This window comes from Streptomyces sp. V3I8 (assembly GCF_030817535.1).
GTDB lineage: Bacteria > Actinomycetota > Actinomycetes > Streptomycetales > Streptomycetaceae > Streptomyces.
The window spans coordinates 7,365,433-7,385,995 of the sequence record NZ_JAUSZL010000002.1 but is presented as its reverse complement, the minus strand read 5'-3'; the positions used below and the strand labels follow the sequence as shown (position 1 = coordinate 7,385,995).

General features: G+C 67.7%; 11 protein-coding genes and 3 rRNA genes. 5 read left to right on the top strand and 9 right to left on the bottom strand.

The window, feature by feature from the left end; translation table 11 throughout:
* Positions 1-50 precede the first annotated feature (50 nt).
* The 5 genes from QFZ75_RS32670 to QFZ75_RS32650 form a co-directional block, all read right to left on the bottom strand.
* Complete coding sequence (locus tag QFZ75_RS32670; protein WP_307542662.1) at positions 51-2,546, bottom strand: mannose-1-phosphate guanyltransferase; 2,496 nt, start codon at positions 2,544-2,546, stop codon at positions 51-53.
* A gap of 89 nt (positions 2,547-2,635) precedes the next feature.
* Positions 2,636-3,268, bottom strand: coding sequence for a CDP-alcohol phosphatidyltransferase family protein (locus QFZ75_RS32665; protein WP_149510484.1), 633 nt, complete (start codon positions 3,266-3,268; stop codon positions 2,636-2,638).
* A gap of 149 nt (positions 3,269-3,417) precedes the next feature.
* Positions 3,418-3,534 (bottom strand): 5S ribosomal RNA (gene rrf / locus QFZ75_RS32660).
* A 108-nt stretch (positions 3,535-3,642) separates the two neighbouring features.
* Positions 3,643-6,765, bottom strand: a 23S ribosomal RNA gene (locus tag QFZ75_RS32655).
* 315 nt (positions 6,766-7,080) lie between these two features.
* Positions 7,081-8,608, bottom strand: a 16S ribosomal RNA gene (locus QFZ75_RS32650).
* Together the 16S, 23S and 5S rRNA genes form the textbook arrangement of a ribosomal RNA operon.
* A 586-nt stretch (positions 8,609-9,194) precedes the next feature.
* Here QFZ75_RS32650 and QFZ75_RS32645 point away from each other — a divergent pair.
* Entirely contained in the window at positions 9,195-9,644 is a 450-nt protein-coding gene (locus QFZ75_RS32645) for a PTS glucose transporter subunit IIA (protein WP_307542660.1), read from the top strand.
* Positions 9,645-9,722: 78 nt separating this feature from the next.
* Entirely contained in the window at positions 9,723-11,393 is a 1,671-nt protein-coding gene (gene ptsP, locus QFZ75_RS32640) for a phosphoenolpyruvate--protein phosphotransferase (RefSeq protein WP_307542658.1), read from the top strand.
* Positions 11,394-11,484: 91 nt separating this feature from the next.
* Here ptsP and QFZ75_RS32635 read toward each other — a convergent pair whose 3' ends face one another.
* Positions 11,485-12,381, bottom strand: coding sequence for a hypothetical protein (locus QFZ75_RS32635; protein WP_307544947.1), 897 nt, complete (start codon positions 12,379-12,381; stop codon positions 11,485-11,487).
* An 85-nt stretch (positions 12,382-12,466) separates the two neighbouring features.
* A complete protein-coding gene (locus tag QFZ75_RS32630) occupies positions 12,467-14,434 on the bottom strand; it encodes an acetoacetate--CoA ligase (protein WP_307542656.1) in 1,968 nt (655 codons plus the stop codon).
* A gap of 212 nt (positions 14,435-14,646) precedes the next feature.
* Here QFZ75_RS32630 and QFZ75_RS32625 point away from each other — a divergent pair, with 212 nt between their 5' ends.
* Positions 14,647-17,058, top strand: a complete 2,412-nt coding sequence (locus QFZ75_RS32625) for a glycoside hydrolase family 31 protein (protein WP_307542654.1) — start codon at positions 14,647-14,649, stop codon at positions 17,056-17,058.
* Positions 17,059-17,151: 93 nt separating this feature from the next.
* Here the strand turns inward: QFZ75_RS32625 and QFZ75_RS32620 are convergent, their stop codons facing one another.
* Both QFZ75_RS32620 and QFZ75_RS32615 read right to left on the bottom strand, forming a co-directional pair.
* Positions 17,152-17,688, bottom strand: a complete 537-nt coding sequence (locus QFZ75_RS32620) for an NUDIX domain-containing protein (RefSeq protein ID WP_307542652.1) — start codon at positions 17,686-17,688, stop codon at positions 17,152-17,154.
* Between the two features lie 58 nt (positions 17,689-17,746).
* Positions 17,747-18,556, bottom strand: a complete 810-nt coding sequence (locus tag QFZ75_RS32615) for a M15 family metallopeptidase (RefSeq protein ID WP_307542650.1) — start codon at positions 18,554-18,556, stop codon at positions 17,747-17,749.
* A 261-nt stretch (positions 18,557-18,817) separates the two neighbouring features.
* On the opposite strand from QFZ75_RS32615, the gene QFZ75_RS32610 reads away from it, so the two are divergent.
* Positions 18,818-19,243 carry a Zn-ribbon domain-containing OB-fold protein gene (locus QFZ75_RS32610; RefSeq protein WP_307544945.1) on the top strand — a complete coding sequence of 142 codons (426 nt, stop codon included), beginning with the start codon at positions 18,818-18,820 and terminating at the stop codon, positions 19,241-19,243.
* Positions 19,240-20,472, top strand: coding sequence for a lipid-transfer protein (locus QFZ75_RS32605; RefSeq protein WP_307542648.1), 1,233 nt, complete (start codon positions 19,240-19,242; stop codon positions 20,470-20,472). The genes QFZ75_RS32610 and QFZ75_RS32605 overlap by 4 nt, the downstream gene beginning before the upstream one ends.
* The last annotated feature ends 91 nt before the right edge of the window (positions 20,473-20,563 follow it).

Below are 20,563 nucleotides of genomic sequence, written 5' to 3'. Positions count from 1 at the left end.
ATGCCGGACGGGCCCTGTTGAGGGCACCGTCCGGCACGCGCGTGTACGGGTCAGCGACCGGCGCTGTCCACCACCGACGCCCACTCGTCGAGCAGCGCCTGCGCCGACGCGTCGTCGGGTCCTTCGGCCCACAGGTGCGTGACCGCCTCCGCCGGGTCGGGAAGAACCATCACCCAGCGTCCGTCGGTCTCGACCACGCGAACGCCGTCGGTCGTGTCCACGAACCGGTCACCGGCCGCTTCCACCACGCGTCGCATCACGAGCCCCTTGACAGCCCAGGGGGTCGCGAGATCGCGCTTGAGGACGTGCGCCCGCGGGATGCGCGCGTCGATCTGGCTGAGCGTGAGCTGCGTCCGCGCCACCAGCCCGATGAGCCGGACGAAGGCGGCCGTACCGTCGAACACGCTGCTGAACTCGGGCACGATGAAACCGCCGCGGCCGTCGCCGCCGAAGATGCTGGACTCCTCGCGCCCGACACGCGTCAGGTCGTCGGGCGACGTCGTCGTCCAGTCGACCTGCGTCCCGTGGTACGCCGCCACCTGCTCGGCGATCCTCGTCGTGGTCACCGGCAGGGCCACCCGCCCGCTGCGCCGCTCGGCGGCGACCAGGTCGAGCATGACGAGCAGCGCCCGGTCGTCCTCGATGATCCGGCCCTTCTCGTCGACGAGCGACAGCCGCTCGCCCACCGGGTCGAACCGCACGCCGAACGCGGCCCGCGCGGAGGCCACGATCTCGCCGAGCCGCACCATCCCGGACCGGCGGGTGTCCGCCGTCTCCGTGGGACGCGACTCGTCGAGCCCCGGGTTGATGGTCAGTGAATCGACCCCGAGCTTGCCGAGCAGGCTGGGCAGCACCAGCCCGGCGCTGCCGTTCGAGGCGTCCACGACGACCTTGAGCCCGGACTCGGCGATCCCGGTCGTGTCGACGTTCCTGAGCAGGGACCCGGTGTACGAGTCGAAGACGCTCGCCGGGAAGTGCAGGTCACCGATCTCGCCCGGAAAGGCGCGCCGGTACTCCTGGCGTGCGAAGACACGGTCCAGCTTGCGCTGGCTGCCCTGCGAGAGGTCCGCTCCGTTCCCGTCGAAGAACATGATGTCCACCGAGTCGGGAACCCCGGGCGTCGTACGGATCATGATGCCGCCGGCGCTGCCCCGCGCGGTCTGCTGCCGCGCGACCGGCAGCGGTACGTTCTCCAGGTCCCGTACGTCGATGGCGCTGGCCTGCAGCGCCGAGATCACCGCCCTCTTCAGCGCGCGGGCACCACGGGAGTGGTCGCGCGCCGTGGTGACGGTGGACCCCTTCTTGAGCGTGGTCGCGTACGCCCCTGCCAGGCGTACCGCCAGCTCGGGCGTGATCTCCACGTTGAGGATCCCGGTGACTCCACGGGCGCCGAAGAGATGCGCCTGGCCCCGGGACTCCCAGATGACCGACGTGTTGACGAAGGCGCCGGCCTCGATCGTCTTGAACGGGTACACCCGCACGTTGCCCTGAACGATCGATTCTTCACCGACGAGGCACTCGTCCCCGATGACGGCGCCGTCCTCGATCCGCGCGGCCCGCATGATGTCGGTGTTCTTGCCGACGACACAGCCGCGCAGGTTGCTGTGCTGGCCGATGTACACGTTGTCGTGCAGCACGGCCTTGTGCAGGAATGCCCCGGACTTCACGACGACATTGGAGCCCACCACGGTGTGCTCGCGGATTTCGGCGTCGGCCTCGACCTTGGCGTAGTCCCCGATGTAGAGGGGTCCTCGCAGCACGGCGTCGGGGTGTACTTCGGCGCCCTCCGCGACCCAGACCCCGGGCGATATCTCGAACCCGTCCAGCTCGACGTCGACCTTGCCCTCGAGGACGTCGGCCTGCGCCTTCACATAGCTCTCGTGCGTACCGACGTCCTCCCAGTAGCCCTCGGCGACATAGCCGTAGATCGGCTTGCCCTCCTTCATCAGCTGAGGGAAGACGTCGCCGGACCAGTCGACGGAGACATCGGCCTCGACGTAGTCGAAGACCTCGGGTTCCATGACGTAGATGCCGGTGTTCACCGTGTCGGAGAAGACCTGGCCCCAGGTCGGCTTCTCCAGGAAACGCTCGACCTTGCCCTCGTCGTCGACAATCGTGATGCCGAATTCCAGGGGATTGGGGACACGGGTCAGGCAGACGGTGACCAGTCCACCCTTTTCCTTGTGGAAATTGATGAGGTCGGTGAGGTCGAAGTCGGTCAGAGCATCGCCGGAGATGACGAGGAACGTGTCGTCCTTCAGTGCCTCCTCGGCGTTCTTGACACTGCCGGCAGTACCGAGTGGCTTCTCCTCGTTGGCATAGGTGAGCTCCATACCGAGCTCTTCACCGTCACCGAAGTAGTTCTTGACCAGAGAGGCCAGGAACTGGACGGTGACGACGGTTTCGTTGAGCCCATGCCGCTTGAGCAGCCGTAGCACATGCTCCATGATCGGGCGGTTGGCCACGGGCAGGAGCGGCTTGGGCATGCTTGAGGTCATGGGGCGAAGGCGTGTGCCTTCGCCGCCGGCCATCACGACGGCCTTCATGTCGGAAGCGTCCTCCTTGAAGAGACGGTCAAGCCGACTTCACCCGTCAGATTGTCCCGCACATTCTCGTTGCGGGCCATCAGAGGCCTCTACGGCCGCCCATTGGGCGGGCTCAGTCGGCCATGGTTGTCCGCACGAACAAGGCGGCGGACCTGGACCACGTATAGGATCCCTGCCCACCAATACAGAGTTGTACCCCATCCGGCGAACGCCCAGCCGAAAATAGCAGCGAGTGACGCAAGCCATCCACTTCCGTCACTGAGCAGCAACAGCGGGAAGGCGTACATCAAGTTGAAAGTTGCAGCCTTCCCGAGGAAGTTGACCTGGGGCGGCGGATAGCCGTGCCGTCTGAGGATGCCCACCATCACGAGCAGCACCAGCTCCCGCGCCAGCAGGATGCCGGTCAGCCACAGCGGCAGGATCTCACGCCAGGTCAGTCCGAGCAGGGTCGACAGGATGTAGAGCCGGTCGGCCGCGGGGTCCAGCAGCCGGCCGAGGCTGCTGATCTGGTTCCAGCGCCGGGCGAGCTTGCCGTCCAGGTAGTCGCTGATACCGCTCAACATGAGCACCAGCAGGGCCCAGCCGTCGCTGTTGGGCCCGCCGAACTCCGGCCAGAGGATCAGCCACAGAAAGATCGGTACGCCCACGAGGCGCGCCATGCTGAGGATGTTCGGGATGGTGAGGACCCGGTCTGTCTGGACGCGGGTCTCCTGGACCTCCACCCGGGAGCCTCCTGTGGGAATGTGCCGACGTTGCCCCCTGACCTTACCCTCAGGCATCCGCCGGGAGCGCGGAGGGGCTGTGACAGCTTCTGCTCCCGAAACGCGAGAAAGCCCCCGCACTGAAGTGCGGGGGCTTTCTCGTAATATTTGTTCGGCGGCGTCCTACTCTCCCACAAGGTCCCCCCTGCAGTACCATCGGCGCTGTGAGGCTTAGCTTCCGGGTTCGGAATGTAACCGGGCGTTTCCCTCACGCTATGACCACCGAAACACTTTGAAACTCTGATTCAAACACCCGCACCACACCCCCCGTGGCCAGACAAAGGGGTATGGGGTTGTTCGTGGTTTCAGAACCAACACAGTGGACGCGAGCAACTGAGGACAAGCCCTCGGCCTATTAGTACCGGTCAGCTCCACCCCTTGCAGGGCTTCCACATCCGGCCTATCAACCCAGTCGTCTACTGGGAGCCTTAACCAATCAAGTTGGTGGGAATACTCATCTCGAAGCAGGCTTCCCGCTTAGATGCTTTCAGCGGTTATCCCTCCCGAACGTAGCCAACCAGCCATGCCCTTGGCAGGACAACTGGCACACCAGAGGTTCGTCCGTCCCGGTCCTCTCGTACTAGGGACAGCCCTTCTCAATATTCCTACGCGCACAGCGGATAGGGACCGAACTGTCTCACGACGTTCTAAACCCAGCTCGCGTACCGCTTTAATGGGCGAACAGCCCAACCCTTGGGACCGACTCCAGCCCCAGGATGCGACGAGCCGACATCGAGGTGCCAAACCATCCCGTCGATATGGACTCTTGGGGAAGATCAGCCTGTTATCCCCGGGGTACCTTTTATCCGTTGAGCGACGGCGCTTCCACAAGCCACCGCCGGATCACTAGTCCCGACTTTCGTCCCTGCTCGACCCGTCGGTCTCACAGTCAAGCTCCCTTGTGCACTTACACTCAACACCTGATTGCCAACCAGGCTGAGGGAACCTTTGGGCGCCTCCGTTACTCTTTAGGAGGCAACCGCCCCAGTTAAACTACCCATCAGACACTGTCCCTGATCCGGATCACGGACCCAGGTTAGACATCCAGCACGACCAGACTGGTATTTCAACGACGACTCCACACGGGCTGGCGCCCGCACTTCACAGTCTCCCAGCTATCCTACACAAGCCGAACCGAACACCAATATCAAACTATAGTAAAGGTCCCGGGGTCTTTCCGTCCTGCTGCGCGAAACGAGCATCTTTACTCGTAGTGCAATTTCACCGGGCCTATGGTTGAGACAGTCGAGAAGTCGTTACGCCATTCGTGCAGGTCGGAACTTACCCGACAAGGAATTTCGCTACCTTAGGATGGTTATAGTTACCACCGCCGTTTACTGGCGCTTAAGTTCTCAGCTTCGCACACCCGAAAGTGCACTAACCGGTCCCCTTAACGTTCCAGCACCGGGCAGGCGTCAGTCCGTATACATCGCCTTACGGCTTCGCACGGACCTGTGTTTTTAGTAAACAGTCGCTTCTCGCTGGTCTCTGCGGCCACCCCCAGCTCACCGAGTAAATCGGATCACCAGTGATGGCCCCCCTTCTCCCGAAGTTACGGGGGCATTTTGCCGAGTTCCTTAACCATAGTTCACCCGAACGCCTCGGTATTCTCTACCTGACCACCTGAGTCGGTTTAGGGTACGGGCCGCCATGAAACTCGCTAGAGGCTTTTCTCGACAGCATAGGATCATCCACTTCACCACAATCGGCTCGGCATCAGGTCTCAGGCTATGTGCTGTCCGGATTTACCTGGACAACGCCCTACACCCTTACCCCGGGACAACCACCGCCCGGGATGGACTACCTTCCTGCGTCACCCCATCACTTACCTACTACAGGTCTGGACCGTCGGCTCCACCACTTTCCTTTCCCCGAAGGGTCCGGAACGGCTTCACGGACTTAGCATCGCCTGGTTCGATATTTGACGCTTCACAGCGGGTACCGGAATATCAACCGGTTATCCATCGACTACGCCTGTCGGCCTCGCCTTAGGTCCCGACTTACCCTGGGCAGATCAGCTTGACCCAGGAACCCTTAGTCAATCGGCGCACACGTTTCTCACGTGTGTATCGCTACTCATGCCTGCATTCTCACTCGTGAACCGTCCACCACTAGCTTCCGCTGCGGCTTCACCCGGCACACGACGCTCCCCTACCCATCCCAGCAGGCGTTGGCCCTATTGCTGAAATGACACGACTTCGGCGGTACGCTTGAGCCCCGCTACATTGTCGGCGCGGAATCACTAGACCAGTGAGCTATTACGCACTCTTTCAAGGGTGGCTGCTTCTAAGCCAACCTCCTGGTTGTCTGTGCGACTCCACATCCTTTCCCACTTAGCGTACGCTTAGGGGCCTTAGTCGATGCTCTGGGCTGTTTCCCTCTCGACCATGGAGCTTATCCCCCACAGTCTCACTGCCGTGCTCTCACTTACCGGCATTCGGAGTTTGGCTAAGGTCAGTAACCCGGTAGGGCCCATCGCCTATCCAGTGCTCTACCTCCGGCAAGAAACACACGACGCTGCACCTAAATGCATTTCGGGGAGAACCAGCTATCACGGAGTTTGATTGGCCTTTCACCCCTAACCACAGGTCATCCCCCAGGTTTTCAACCCTGGTGGGTTCGGTCCTCCACGACCTCTTACAGCCGCTTCAACCTGCCCATGGCTAGATCACTCCGCTTCGGGTCTTGAGCGCGCTACTGAATCGCCCTATTCGGACTCGCTTTCGCTACGGCTTCCCCACACGGGTTAACCTCGCAACACACCGCAAACTCGCAGGCTCATTCTTCAAAAGGCACGCAGTCACGACCCACAGAGTAAACTCTGTGAGCGACGCTCCCACGGCTTGTAGGCACACGGTTTCAGGTACTATTTCACTCCGCTCCCGCGGTACTTTTCACCATTCCCTCACGGTACTATCCGCTATCGGTCACCAGGGAATATTTAGGCTTAGCGGGTGGTCCCGCCAGATTCACACGGGATTTCTCGGGCCCCGTGCTACTTGGGTGTCTCTCAAACGAGCCGTTGATGTTTCGACTACGGGGGTCTTACCCTCTACGCCGGACCTTTCGCATGTCCTTCGCCTACACCAACGGTTTCTGACTCGTCTCACAGCCGGCAGACTGTGAAAGAGAGATCCCACAACCCCGTATGCGCAACCCCTGCCGGGTCTCACACACATACGGTTTGGCCTCATCCGGTTTCGCTCGCCACTACTCCCGGAATCACGGTTGTTTTCTCTTCCTGCGGGTACTGAGATGTTTCACTTCCCCGCGTTCCCTCCACACACCCTATGTGTTCAGATGTGGGTGACAGCCCATGACGACTGCCGGGTTTCCCCATTCGGAAACCCCCGGATCAAAGCCTGGTTGACGGCTCCCCGGGGACTATCGTGGCCTCCCACGTCCTTCATCGGTTCCTGGTACCAAGGCATCCACCGTGCGCCCTTAAAAACTTGGCCACAGATGCTCGCGTCCACTGTGCAGTTCTCAAACAACGACCAACCACCCATCACCCCCGGACTACTCCGGAGTGCACTGGGGCCGGCACTGAAGGCAACCTTTACGGCCATACCCTCAGACACCCAACAGCGTGCCCGACACCCCCGACCCCCAGATCAGCTTTCCACGCCCCGAAGGACAGTACTTGCAGCCTGAGCAGACTGAGAATGCCGAATAATCAACGTTCCACCCTTGAGCAACCAGCACCGGACATTCGCCGATGAACTGGCCTCTGGACCGTCAGGTAAACCTGCCGGCCAAGAAATGCTCCTTAGAAAGGAGGTGATCCAGCCGCACCTTCCGGTACGGCTACCTTGTTACGACTTCGTCCCAATCGCCAGTCCCACCTTCGACAGCTCCCTCCCCACAAGGGGGTTGGGCCACCGGCTTCGGGTGTTACCGACTTTCGTGACGTGACGGGCGGTGTGTACAAGGCCCGGGAACGTATTCACCGCAGCAATGCTGATCTGCGATTACTAGCAACTCCGACTTCATGGGGTCGAGTTGCAGACCCCAATCCGAACTGAGACAGGCTTTTTGAGATTCGCTCCACCTTGCGGTATCGCAGCTCATTGTACCTGCCATTGTAGCACGTGTGCAGCCCAAGACATAAGGGGCATGATGACTTGACGTCGTCCCCACCTTCCTCCGAGTTGACCCCGGCAGTCTCCTGTGAGTCCCCATCACCCCGAAGGGCATGCTGGCAACACAGAACAAGGGTTGCGCTCGTTGCGGGACTTAACCCAACATCTCACGACACGAGCTGACGACAGCCATGCACCACCTGTCACCCGACCACAAGGGGGGCCGTATCTCTACGGCTTTCCGGGCGATGTCAAGCCTTGGTAAGGTTCTTCGCGTTGCGTCGAATTAAGCCACATGCTCCGCTGCTTGTGCGGGCCCCCGTCAATTCCTTTGAGTTTTAGCCTTGCGGCCGTACTCCCCAGGCGGGGAACTTAATGCGTTAGCTGCGGCACCGACGACGTGGAATGTCGCCAACACCTAGTTCCCACCGTTTACGGCGTGGACTACCAGGGTATCTAATCCTGTTCGCTCCCCACGCTTTCGCTCCTCAGCGTCAGTAATGGCCCAGAGATCCGCCTTCGCCACCGGTGTTCCTCCTGATATCTGCGCATTTCACCGCTACACCAGGAATTCCGATCTCCCCTACCACACTCTAGTCTGCCCGTATCGTATGCAGACCCGGGGTTAAGCCCCGGGCTTTCACATCCGACGCGACAGACCGCCTACGAGCTCTTTACGCCCAATAATTCCGGACAACGCTTGCGCCCTACGTATTACCGCGGCTGCTGGCACGTAGTTAGCCGGCGCTTCTTCTGCAGGTACCGTCACTTTCGCTTCTTCCCTGCTGAAAGAGGTTTACAACCCGAAGGCCGTCATCCCTCACGCGGCGTCGCTGCATCAGGCTTTCGCCCATTGTGCAATATTCCCCACTGCTGCCTCCCGTAGGAGTCTGGGCCGTGTCTCAGTCCCAGTGTGGCCGGTCGCCCTCTCAGGCCGGCTACCCGTCGTCGCCTTGGTGAGCCACTACCTCACCAACAAGCTGATAGGCCGCGGGCTCATCCTTCACCGCCGGAGCTTTCAACCCCCACCCATGCGAGTGGAAGTATCATCCGGTATTAGACCCCGTTTCCAGGGCTTGTCCCAGAGTGAAGGGCAGATTGCCCACGTGTTACTCACCCGTTCGCCACTAATCCCCACCGAAGTGGTTCATCGTTCGACTTGCATGTGTTAAGCACGCCGCCAGCGTTCGTCCTGAGCCAGGATCAAACTCTCCGTGAATGTTTTCCCGTAATCGGGACAACACCATGAGAGCGGAACAGTCAACCGGAATAAGGAAGACTGTTCACAGCGTCCTCGCTGATGCGCCTACCAGACTTGCGCCCGGCAGGACTTTTCAAAGGAACCTCCACCCGCCACCAAACGGTGACGGACGGGGTATCAACATATCTGGCGTTGATTTTTGGCACGCTGTTGAGTTCTCAAGGAACGGACGCTTCCTTTGTACTCACCCTCTCGGGCTTTCCTCCGGGCTTTTCCCTTCGTGTTCCCAAACTCTATCAGTGAATTTCCGTCTCCCTGACCACCGTTCCGCAGACACACGGAAGGAGATCCCGGGAGAGGATCTGACAAGTTGGGTGCTGCCCGGCCAGGACGCATCGTTCGCATCGCTCAGCCTCAAGCAGGTCTACGACACTACAGGGGGCTCCGGAGCGGATGCAAATCGATTGCCCTGTGCACGACGGTCCGCCGGCCGACCGCTCTGGCGCGGAACCGTCAGTTCCCATGACTTACGCTGCTCAACAGGGTGCCGTCCGGGACAGGCAGTGACGGCCCACATGAATCCCCGCCCCCACGGAGGCTTCCCATGACCACAGTGACGTCCCCTCTCGCAGGACGCACCATCGGACTCGCTGCTGTACCCGATCCGGTCTTCTCCGGGGCCATGGTGGGCCCCGGCACCGCGATCGACCCCGTTCGAGAGGCCTCCGCGGCGGTGGCCCCCGTCGACGGCGTCATCGTCTCCCTGCACCCGCACGCGTTCGTCGTGGTCGACGACGAGGGGCACGGAGTGCTGACGCACCTGGGCATCGACACCGTTCAGCTCAACGGCGAGGGTTTCGAGCTGCTCGTGAACAAGGGGGACACCGTGCAGCGCGGCCAGGCCGTGGTGCGCTGGGACCCGGCTGCCGTCGAAGCGGCCGGCAAGTCCCCCATCTGTCCCGTCGTGGCGCTCGAAGCCGCGGCCGAGTCCCTCTCCGACGTCAGCGTCGACGGCGAGGTAAAGGCCGGCGACGCTCTTTTCAGCTGGCACTGAGCACATCGCCGTCCGCGACGGCACGCACGGCACGACAACACGGCGGCACGGGCCGCCGCTCTATCGGAGACGGGTGACATGGAGACAACGCTGCGAGGCGTCGGCGTGAGCCACGGTGTGGCGATCGGCGAGGTTCGGCACATGGGAACGGCGGTGCTCGAGCCGCCTGCCAAGCAGATACCGGCGCAGGACGCGGAGCGCGAGCAGGGGCGCGCCCGCCAGGCCGTGGAAGCCGTGGCGGCCGACCTGACGGCACGCGGCAATCTGGCCGGCGGCGAGGCGCAGGCCGTGCTCGAGGCCCAGGCCCTGATGGCCCAGGACCCGGAGCTCATGGCGGACGTCGAGCGGCGTGTCGCGGTCGGCAGCACCGCGGAGCGCGGGGTGTACGACGCCTTCGCCGCGTACCGCGCTCTCCTCGCCAACGCCGGTGAGTACCTCGCGGGGCGGGTGGCGGACCTCGACGACGTGCGGAACCGTATCGTCGCCCGGCTGCTCGGCGTTCCGATGCCGGGTGTCCCCGACAGCGACGAGCCGTACGTCCTCATCGCCCGTGACCTCGCGCCGGCCGACACGGCGTTGCTGGACCCGACGCTCGTCCTGGGTTTCGTCACCGAGGAGGGCGGACCGACCAGCCACAGCGCGATCCTGGCGCGGGCTCTCGGGGTGCCCGCCGTGGTGGCGCTGCCGGGAGCGGGTGAGCTGGCCGAGGGCACCATGGTCGCCGTGAACGGCAGCACCGGTGAGATCTTCGTGAACCCCAGTGCGGAGAAGAAGGCCGAGCTGGAGGCCGCCGCGGCCGCGCGCAAGGCGGCGCTCGCGGCGTCGAGCGGGCCCGGCGCGACCTCCGACGGGCACCGGGTGCCGCTGCTGGCCAACATCGGTGGTCCGGCGGACGTTCCCGCGGCGGTCGAGGCGGGCGCCGAGGGGGTGGGGCTGTTCCGTACCGAGTTCCTCTTCCTCGACGACAGCAAGAACGCGCCTTCCGAGGAGAAGCAGGTCGAGGCGTACCGGCAGGTGCTGGAGGCCTTCCCCGAGGGGCGGGTCGTGGTGCGCGTGCTCGACGCGGGCGCGGACAAACCGCTCGACTTCCTGACGCCGGCCGACGAGCCGAACCCGGCGCTGGGCGTGCGTGGTCTGCGGTCGCTGCTCGACCACCCCGACGTGCTGCGTACGCAGCTGACGGCGCTGTCGAAGGCTGCCGAGGGTCTGCCCGTCCACCTCGAGGTCATGGCTCCGATGGTCGCGGACCGTGCGGACGCCAAGGCGTTCGCCGACGCGTGCCGTGCGGCGGGTCTGCACGCCAAGTTCGGTGCCATGGTCGAGATCCCGTCGGCCTCCCTGCGGGCGCGCTCGATCCTTCAGGAGGTCGAGTTCCTGTCGCTCGGGACCAACGACCTCGCGCAGTACACGTTCGCCGCCGACCGTCAGGTGGGTGCCGTGTCCCGGCTGCAGGATCCGTGGCAGCCCGCGCTGCTCGATCTGGTCGCGATGTCCGCCGAGGCGGCCGGGGCCGAGGGCAAGAGCTGTGGCGTCTGCGGTGAGGCGGCCTCGGACCCGCTGCTCGCGTGTGTGCTGACCGGTCTGGGTGTCACCTCCCTCTCCATGGGTGCGGCATCGATCCCCTACGTGCGCGCGGCTCTGGCCAAGTACACGCTGGCGCAGTGCGAGCGGGCCGCCGCCGCGGCGCGTGCCTGTGACAGTGCCGAGGAGGCGCGCACGGCGGCGCAGGCGGTGCTGTCCGGCGAGTAGCGGTCCGGCCGGCGCCGTCGGCGCCGGGGCCGTGGACCGAGGGGCGCTCCGCCGGAGGGTGGGGCGCCCCTCGTGCGTTCGGCGGTGGTGTTCAGTGGTGGTGGGCGGTGGTGGGTCCGTCGTCGCGCAGGTCCGGTGGCGCGCAGTAGTCGACGCCTGATTCCGGGGAGACGAGGTCGCCGGATTCGGCGTCCGTGCAGTAGGCGTCGAAGACCTCTCCCGCGGTGAGCGGTTCCAGTGCCTCGCCCCGCAGGCGCCAGCCGTACACCCGGTCGGTCGCGCGGGGCGTGCTGGTGCGCATGACGAGGCCGCCGGCCGTGCGGGTGGCGATGCCCAGGGCCAGGACGGTGGTGAACTCGAGGGCCTCGGCCTCGTCGAGGCGGGGTGTTTCGTGCCGGTCGTCGTCGGCGCGCAGGACCGCCATGAGTGTCTCCGGCTCGGTGGAGACGCTGCACACGAGGTGGCGCTCGCCGGGGCCCGAGGCCTCGAGGATGCGGACGAGCAGGTCCGAGGCGCGCAGGAAGGCCGCCCGGCCGATGTCCTCGCCGCAGGACGCGCAGGTGCCGACGCGGGACAGGAGCGTGGTCGCGTACTCCCAGGTGGCCCGGCGGACGGCTTCGTCGATGAGGCGGGGGACGAGGGCGTCCAGGGTCTGGCCGTCGTAGGGGACGGTCGCGCCCGTCGCGGCGAGCTCCGCCGTGAAGCGGGTGCGGCTGGACGGCGTGTCCGGGTCCAGGCCGTGCTCGGCGCAGAACTCCGCGTACTCCTCGGGGTCGAAGAGCGCCACCGCGGTGTGGCCGCCCTGGGACGCGAGGGTCCGCAGCAGGGCTTCCACCTGCCGGAGGTAGCTCGCGTGGTCGTCGAAGGCGAAGCTGCGGTAGCGCCGCCGCATCGCGGTGAAGTCCTGTTCGTCGGTCAGCAGGCCGATGGTTCCGGCGATCTCGCGGCGCAGGACGCGTCGCATGGTCAGGTGCTGGGTGTGCGCCATCATTTCCCCCTGAGCGCGGTGATCAATGCTCACTCACCGTAACCGGCGGCACTGACAATGCCTCCTGACCTGCGCCGCAGGCGGTTCAGGTGCGGTCGCGGGCCAGCTCCTCGTAGAAGCGGAGCAGGTCGAGGTCGTCGACGGAGCCGGGGTTGACGGCCTTTTCGAGGGGCGTGCCCTGCAGGAGGCGTTTGACCGGGACCTCGATGCGCTTGCCGGTGAGGGTGTGGGGCACGCCGGGGACCTCGATGACCTCGTCGGGGATGTGGCGCGGTGAGAGCTGTTCCCGGATCGTCCGCTTGATGCGGCCCAGGAGGGCCTCGTCGAGGACGGCTCCCGGTGCGAGGTGGACGAAGAGCGGCATCCAGTAGCCGCCGTCGGGCTGTTCGACGCCGATGACGAGGGACTCGCGGATCTCCGGCAGGCGTTCGACCGCTTCGTAGATGTCGGCCGACCCCATGCGGACGCCCTGGCGGTTGAGGGTGGAGTCCGAGCGGCCGTGGATGACGACGGAGCCGCGCGAGGTGAGGGTGATCCAGTCGCCGTGGCGCCAGACGCCGGGGTAGGTGTCGAAGTAGCTGTCGTGGTAGCGGCTGCCGTCGGGGTCGTTCCAGAAGCGGATCGGCATGGACGGCATGGGGTTGGTGACGACGAGCTCGCCGACCTCGTCGGTGAGGGGCTTGCCGCTCGGGTCCCAGGACTGGAGGTCGGTGCCGAGGCCCGGGGCCTGGAGTTCGCCGATGTGGACGGGCAGGGTGGGGACCGCTCCCGCGAAGCAGGAGCAGATGTCGGTGCCGCCGCTGACGGAGGCGATCCACAGGTCTTCGCGCACCTCGTCGTGCAGCCAGCGGAATCCGTCGGGCGGCAGGGGCGAGCCCGTGGTCGCGACGCACTCGATCCGGGAGAGGTCGAAGTCCCGGGAGGGGTGCACGTCCGCTTTGCGGCAGGCCATGACGTACGCCGCCGAAGTGCCGTACAGGGTGGCACCGGTGCGTTCGGCGATGCGCCACTGGGCGCCGGTGTCCGGGTAGCCGGGGCTGCCGTCGTACAGGACGATCGTGGTGCCCGTCAGGAGGCCGGAGACGAGGAAGTTCCACATCATCCAGCCGGTGGACGTGTACCAGAAGAAGCGGTCCCCGGGTCCCAGGTCGCAGTGCAGGCCGAGCTGTTTGAGGTGCTCGACGAGGATGCCGCCCTGGGACTGGACGATGGCCTTGGGCAGGCCGGTCGTGCCGGAGGAGTAGAGCACCCAGAGGGGGTGGTCGAAGGGCACCTCCTCGTAGACGGGCGCCACGTCGGACGAGGTGAGGGCGGACCAGTCCAGGGTGCCTTCGGGGGCCTCGGTGCCGAGGAGCGGGACGTGGACGACGGCCCGCAGGGTGGGCAGGTCGCGGCGCAGTTCGGCGACGGTGTCGCGGCGGTCGTGCTCCTTGCCTCCGTAGCGGTAGCCGTCGACCGCGAAGAGAACGACGGGTTCGACCTGCTGGAAGCGGTCCAGGACGCTGCGGGCGCCGAAGTCCGGGGCGCAGGACGTCCATACCCCGCCGACGGCGGCGGTGGCGAGGAGGGCGACCACGGCCTGCGGGACGTTCGGGAGGTATCCGCTGACGCGGTCTCCGGGGCGTACGCCGAGGGTACGGAGTTCGGCGGCCAGGGAGCCGACCTGGCGGCGTAGTTCGGACCAGCTGACGGGACGGGGCTCATGGGTCTCGTCGACGTACAGGAGGGCCGGTTCGTCCGCCCGGGTGCCGGCCGCCCGCAGGGCGTGCTCGGCGTAGTTGAGGGTCGCCCCGGGGAACCACTGTGCGCCCGGCAACGAGCGGTCGCCCAGTACGCGCGCGTAGGGCGTGGAGAACCGTACGTCGAACCACTCCGTGACGGCTTTCCAGAATGTGTCGAGCCGGTCCACGGACCAGCGGTGCAGTGCGGCGTAGCCGCCTTCCGCGGGGGCTCCGTGGTGTTCGGCCGCCCAGGCCTGGAAGCGGGTGATCTGTGCCCGGTCGATGCGTTCCCGGTCGGGCTGCCAGAGCGGTGAGAGGTTCGATGAGGTCATGGGGCGGCTCCCGGACTGCGCGCGTCGTGTGTGCGGACCGCGCACAGCTGGGGTGCGCGCGTCACGCGGCTGGGACGGACGATGCCACGTGATCGACTTTCACACCAGAGCGGGCCCCACCTGGTCCGCCTCGTGAACATGTGCCGCCACGACGGGTGAACGGAAGTTGAACGGAGCGGTCGTAGGCCCGTTCGGGTGACAGGCTGAGCAGCATGAACGGTCGTGACCTGGTGCGTTCGATGAAGGCGATCGGTTCGGCGGGAGAGGGCCAGGGCCTGCTCACCGTGCGGGCCGCGTGGCGCAGGAGGCGTACCGACGCCGAGGGGCTGCCGCCGCGGGGCGCCGAACGCGCGCGGGTGCCCGGGCCCGTGCTGTCCGTGGAGCCCGCGCCCGGTGGCGGGCTGGTCCGGTTCACGCGGGCGGAGCTGCGGATCACCGTCACGGCCGGCGGAGCCGTCTTCTGGGGCTGGGACGGGGCGGGGCCCGGGCCGTCGTACGCGCTCGCGGACACCGCTCCCGAACCGGACCCCCGGGCCGTGCTGGAGCCGGACAAGGACGGTGCCTGGCGGGTGGTGTCGGAGCGTATGACGGTCGTCGTCTCGCGGCGCGGCGGCGTGGAGGTGCTCACGCCGGGCGGGGTGAGTCTGCGGCGCGATCTGCCGCCGCGGTGGTGGGAGCCGGCCGGCGGTGGCCGGGCCCGCTGGACGCAGCGGGCCGAAGTGGCCGCGGACGCGCGGTTCTTCGGTCTGGGAGGACGGGCGTCGGGGCTCCGGCTGCGGAACGGGACATACCGCCTGTGGAACACGGATCCCGGGCGGGCCTTCGGTCCCGGTGACGACCCGCTGCATCTCACGATGCCGGTGCAGATGGTGGTGGCCGACGCGGCCACGCACCTGGTGTTCCACGACAACTCCTGGGACGGCTCCGTGACCCTGCGCGAGGGCGAGGAGGGTGCCGGGTCCGGGCACGACCACGCCGGGACGAGCGAGCTGCGGATGGACGGCGGACCCCTGCGCTGCTGGGTGATGGTGGGCGCTCCCGCGCGCGTGCTGCAGAACTGGGCGTCGCTGACGGGCGCCGCCGTGCTGCCGCCGGCCTGGGCTCTGGGGCACCAGCACGCGCGGTCCGGCTCCGGGACCGAGCAGGAGGTGCGGCGGATCGTGGGCGGCCACCATGAGCGCGGGCTGCCGCTGGACGCGGTGCACCTCGGCATCGGGCACCTCGAGGCGCACCGCGTGTTCACGGTCGACCGGGACCGCTTCCCGAAGCTGCCGGTGCTCGCGGAGGAGCTGCGCCGGGACGGGATCCGGCTGGTGTCGGCCGTGGAACCGGCGGTCGGGGCCGACGCGGGGAACGCCGTGTACGACGGGGGGAGCGCCGAGGACGCCTTCGTACGGGACGTCGCGGGCGAGGTCGTGCGCGGTGTGGCCCGGTCGGGCGAGGTGGTCCATCCGGACTTCACGCGCGCGCGTACGCGCCGGTGGTGGGGCGGGCTCTACGAGGAGCGGCTCGCGCAGGGGTTCGCCGGTTTCTGGCACGACAGGAACGAGCCCGTGTCCCTCATGGCCTTCGGCGAGTCCACGCTGCCCCGCTCGGCGCGGCACGACGTGGAGGGCCGTGGCGGTGACCATCGCGAGGCCCACAACGTGTACGCGCTCGCCATGGCCCGGGCCGCCTACGAGGGCCTGAGCGAACTGGCGCCCCGGGAACGGCCCTTCCTGGTCTCGCGCTCCGGGTGGGCCGGGATGCAGCGCTACGCGGGGGCGTGGTCCGGGGACGTGGCCACGGGGTGGCCCGGTCTGCGGGCGTCGCTGTCGCTGGTGCTGGGGCTCGGGCTCTGCGGGGTGCCGTACTCGGGGTCCGACGTGGGCGGTTCGGACACGAGCCCCTCCCCCGAGCTGTACCTCCGGTGGTTCCAGCTGGGCGCGTACCTGCCGCTCTTCCGTACGCGCGGAGGGCCGCACGCGGGGCCGCGGGCGGGAGCCGGGGAGCTGTGGGAGTTCGGTGACGAGGTTCTGGGGCACGCGCGTGCGGCGCTCGTCGAGCGGCGGCGGCTGCTGCCGTACTTCGTGACGCTGGCGCATCTGGCACGGCGTACCGGGGCGCCGTACCTGCGGCCGTTGTGGTGGAGCGCTCCGGAGGACAGGGCGTTGCGCGACTGCGAGGACGCCTTCCTGCTCGGTGACTGTCTCCTGGTGGCGCCCGTGCTGGAGCCGGGCGCGGACCGGCGTGCCGTGCGGCTGCCGCGGGGCCGCTGGTACGACGTGGTGACCGAGGAGGCGTACGAAGGGCCCGCCCGGGTGCTGGTCGACGCTCCTTTGTCGCGGATTGCGGTACTGGTGCGCGCGGGAGCCGTCCTGCCCGTGCGCGGCGACGACGGCTCGGTGGAGCTGGAGGCGTGGGCGCCCGCCCACGGGCGGACCGGGGGCGGGCTGGTGGTCGTCGATCCCGGGGGCATGAGCGGGGCCGAGGCCGGGGGCGGAGACGGGTGCGGCTGGGACGAGCCGGAGATCGAGCGCTATGTGACGCGTCGGCGGGGCGGGCGTGTGGTCGTGGAGCGGGACGGGGACGACGGCCCGGACGAGCCGTCCCTGCCCGTGCGGGTGCGCGGGCTGGGCTCCTGACGGCCGGGGGCCGAACGGCCGGCGGGGCCCGTCCGCGGGAGCCGGCCGGCCGCCGGGCGGTGGGCGGGCTCCCGCGGACGGGCCCGGGGGGTCTCAGACGTACCGGCCCTCGAACCAGGCCCGGACCGCCAGGGTGTGCAGCGGGAAGGCGAGGTTGGCGGTCCCGCGCAGCAGGTGCCAGCCCTCGGTCTCGTCCGTCGCGGCGGACGGCGGCAGTTCGGTGGCGGGACGCTCCGGGAGGGCGCCGAAGAGCAGCAGGTGGCCGTCGGGTGAGCTCAGCGCGTCGACGAGCCGTACGTCGCGGCTCGCCGCGACGATGCCCGTCTCCTCCTTGAGTTCGCGGACGACGGCCTGCCGCCAGTCCTCCCCGTGGTCGATGAAACCGCCGGGCAGCGCGACACCCCCGCGCGCGGGGTCGACGGTCCGGGTGATGACGACCAGGGCGGCGCCCTTCGTGTCGTACACGGGCTGCAGGGCGACCGCTACCGGCAACGGATTGCGGTAGGCCACACCGCCGCAGGACGGACAGGTGCGGGGCCAGCCGGAGACGTCTTCTCCGTAAAGGGCGCCGCAGCTCGAACAGTGGGTGCCCGGCGCGGAGTTGGCGGACGGGTTCTGGGATGGAGACACGCCCGGGACTGTATCCGATGGTCACAACGGCGTTGTGGCGGGCCGCCCCGGTCGCACCTCAGCGGGGCGCGACGAGGGAGCGGGCCGACACCGGGAAGTCGAAGTACGTGTCGGGGTGGGCCTCCGGTTTGTAGGTGAAGTGCCACCACTCCTCGGCGAGATTCACGAAGCCGAGGTCCTCGAGGGTGTCCTTCAGGAGCAGCCTGTTGGCGCGCTGCTCTCCCCGGATGCGCGGGTCGAGCGTGTGCGACAGGGTGTCGAAGCAGTCGTAGCCCGTGCCCATGTCCACGGAGTTGTCCGGGAAGCGCTCGTCCCGGGGTGCGGAGCAGGGCACGAGGGGTTCCCCGGGGACGTACGGCCGGGTCGGCCGCGCCGGGATCTTCACGACGGTGAGGTCCACGGTCGAGCCGCGGCTGTGGCCGGACTTCTCCGCGATGTAACCGTCCTCGAACAGACGGGTCTTGTCGACGTCCGGGTAGAACTCGCCCTTCATGTCCTGGTCGTCGAGGTCCTCGGCCCAGCGGACGAAGTGGTCGACGGCGCGCTGGGGCCGGTAGCAGTCGTAGACCTTCAGGGAGTAGCCCCGGCGCAGCAGGTGCCGCTGGGCCCGGTGGAGGGCCTCGGCGGCGGGCCCGGTGAGGATGCAGAGCGGTTGCCGGTAGCCGTCGACGCGCTCGCCCACGAAGTTGTGCGGGGTGAAGTAGCGGATCTCCTGGATGATCGTGCGGTCCACGGACCGCAGCGCCACGAAGTCCTCGGGGGCCTTCGGACCGGAGGTCGCGCTCGCGGTGGCGGGGGCGGTGGTGACGGCGAGCAGGGCGGCGAGGGCGGTGACGAGAGCGCGTACCGCTGTGGTGAGTCGGGTCATGACCCATGCGTCTATCAGGCGTGGGTTCCCCGGGGGAAGCGATCGGATACGTTCCGCGTGGTTCCGGGCGGTGAGGGGCGGCCGGAACCACCCCCGTGGGCCCCGGCCGCCCCTACCGATAGTCGGACGCACGAACGGCCCCGGCGGTTCTCCGCGGCGTACGCACTCCGGGCCCTGCCCAATCGGCGTGGCCCGTGGCAGACTCCTGACGTTCCGTCAGATACAGCGCCTGGAGGAGCCTTGTCGCGCATTCGTACACCCGTGGTCACCGGCTGGTTCACCGGCGAGGGGGACGATTTCCGGCTCCTCGGCACGCGCTGCCCGGTCTGCGCGTCCGTGTTCTTCCCCCGGGAGGACGCCTTCTGCCGTGATCCGGGTTGCCCGGGCGCCGATCTGGAGGAGGTGCCGCTGTCGAAGCGGGGCCGGGTGTGGTCCTACACGGACAGCCGGTACCGACCGCCGTCACCCTATGTGTCCGACCCGGAACTCGAATGGCGGCCCTACGCGTTGATCGCCGTGGAGCTGCCCGCGGAGCGCCTCGTGGTGCTCGGGCAGGCGGTTCCCGGGGTCCGCGCCGCCGATCTGGCGGTGGGCATGGAGGTGGAGGTCGTCGCGGGCGTGCTGAACGAGGACGCGGGGACGACCTGGACGACCTGGCACTGGCGGCCGACGGGGGTGACGGCATGACGGGGGACGTGGCGGTGCTCGGCGCGGGCATGCACCCCTGGGGCAAGTGGGGGCGGGGGTTCGTCGAGTACGGGACGGTGGCGGCGCGCGAGGCGCTGTCCGATGCGGGCCTCGACTGGCGGGACGTCGGTTCCGTCGTCGGCGCGAGCACCGTGCGGGGCGGCTATCCGGGGTACGTGGCGGGGGCGACGTTCGCCAGGGCGCTGGGCTGGCAGGGGGCCCGGGTAGCGAGCGTGTACGCCGCGTGCGCCTCGGGCGCGCACGCCGTGGACGCGGCACGGACGCAGATCCTCGCGGGGCTCGCGGACGTGGTGCTCGTGGTGGGCGCGGACGCCGCGCCGAAGGGGTTCTTCCGGCCCGCGGGCGGAGAGCGGCCCGACGATCCGGACTGGCTGCGGTTCCGGGTCCTGGGGGCGACGAATCCGGCGTACTTCGGGTTGTACGCGCGGCGGCGCATGGCGGTCCACGGCGACACGCCGGAGGACTTCGCGCGGGTCAAGGTGAAGAACGCGGCCATGGGGGCGCTGAATCCGAACGCGCGCTACCGCAAGCGGGTCACGGCCGAGGAGGTCGCCGCGTCGGCCGTGGTGGCGGATCCGCTGCGGCTGCTGGACATCTGCGCGACCTCGGACGGCGCCGCGGCGCTGGTGCTGTCCGGCATGGAGTTCGCGCGGCGGCACGGGGCGGCCGATCCGGTGCGCATCCGCGCGGTGTCCACGGTGACGCCGCGTTACCCCAACGCCGTGCTGGACCTGCCCGACATCGCGACGGACCCGGCGGGAACGGCCGGGCCGGACGGGGCCCTCGGGACGGCCGGAACGGTCACGGCGGACCCGGCGGGCGGTACGTTCCGCGCGTCGATCGCCCGGGCCGCGTACGAGGAGGCGGGGATCGGCCCCGAGGACCTCTCGCTCGCCGAGGTCTACGACCTGTCCACCGCCCTGGAACTGCAGTGGTACGAGGACCTGGGGCTGTGCGGCGAGGGCGAGGCGGCCAAGCTCCTGCGGGAGGGCACGACGGCGCACGGCGGGCGCGTACCCGTGAACGTCAGCGGCGGGCTCTGCTCCTTCGGCGAGGCCGTTCCCGCGCAGGCCATCGCCCAGGTCTGCGAGCTCACCCGGCAGTTGCGCGGCACGGCGGGCGACCGGCAGGTCACGGGGGCCCGGGTGGGCATGACCGCGAACCAGGGGCTGTTCGGGCACGGATCGTCGGTGATCGCCGTCAGATGAGGCCCCGGAGTGGCCGAAAGCATGCGCCGAAACCGTTCTCGCGTGCGACCTTGACGCTCCCACAGCGCCGGTGAACACTTCCGGTGTCAGT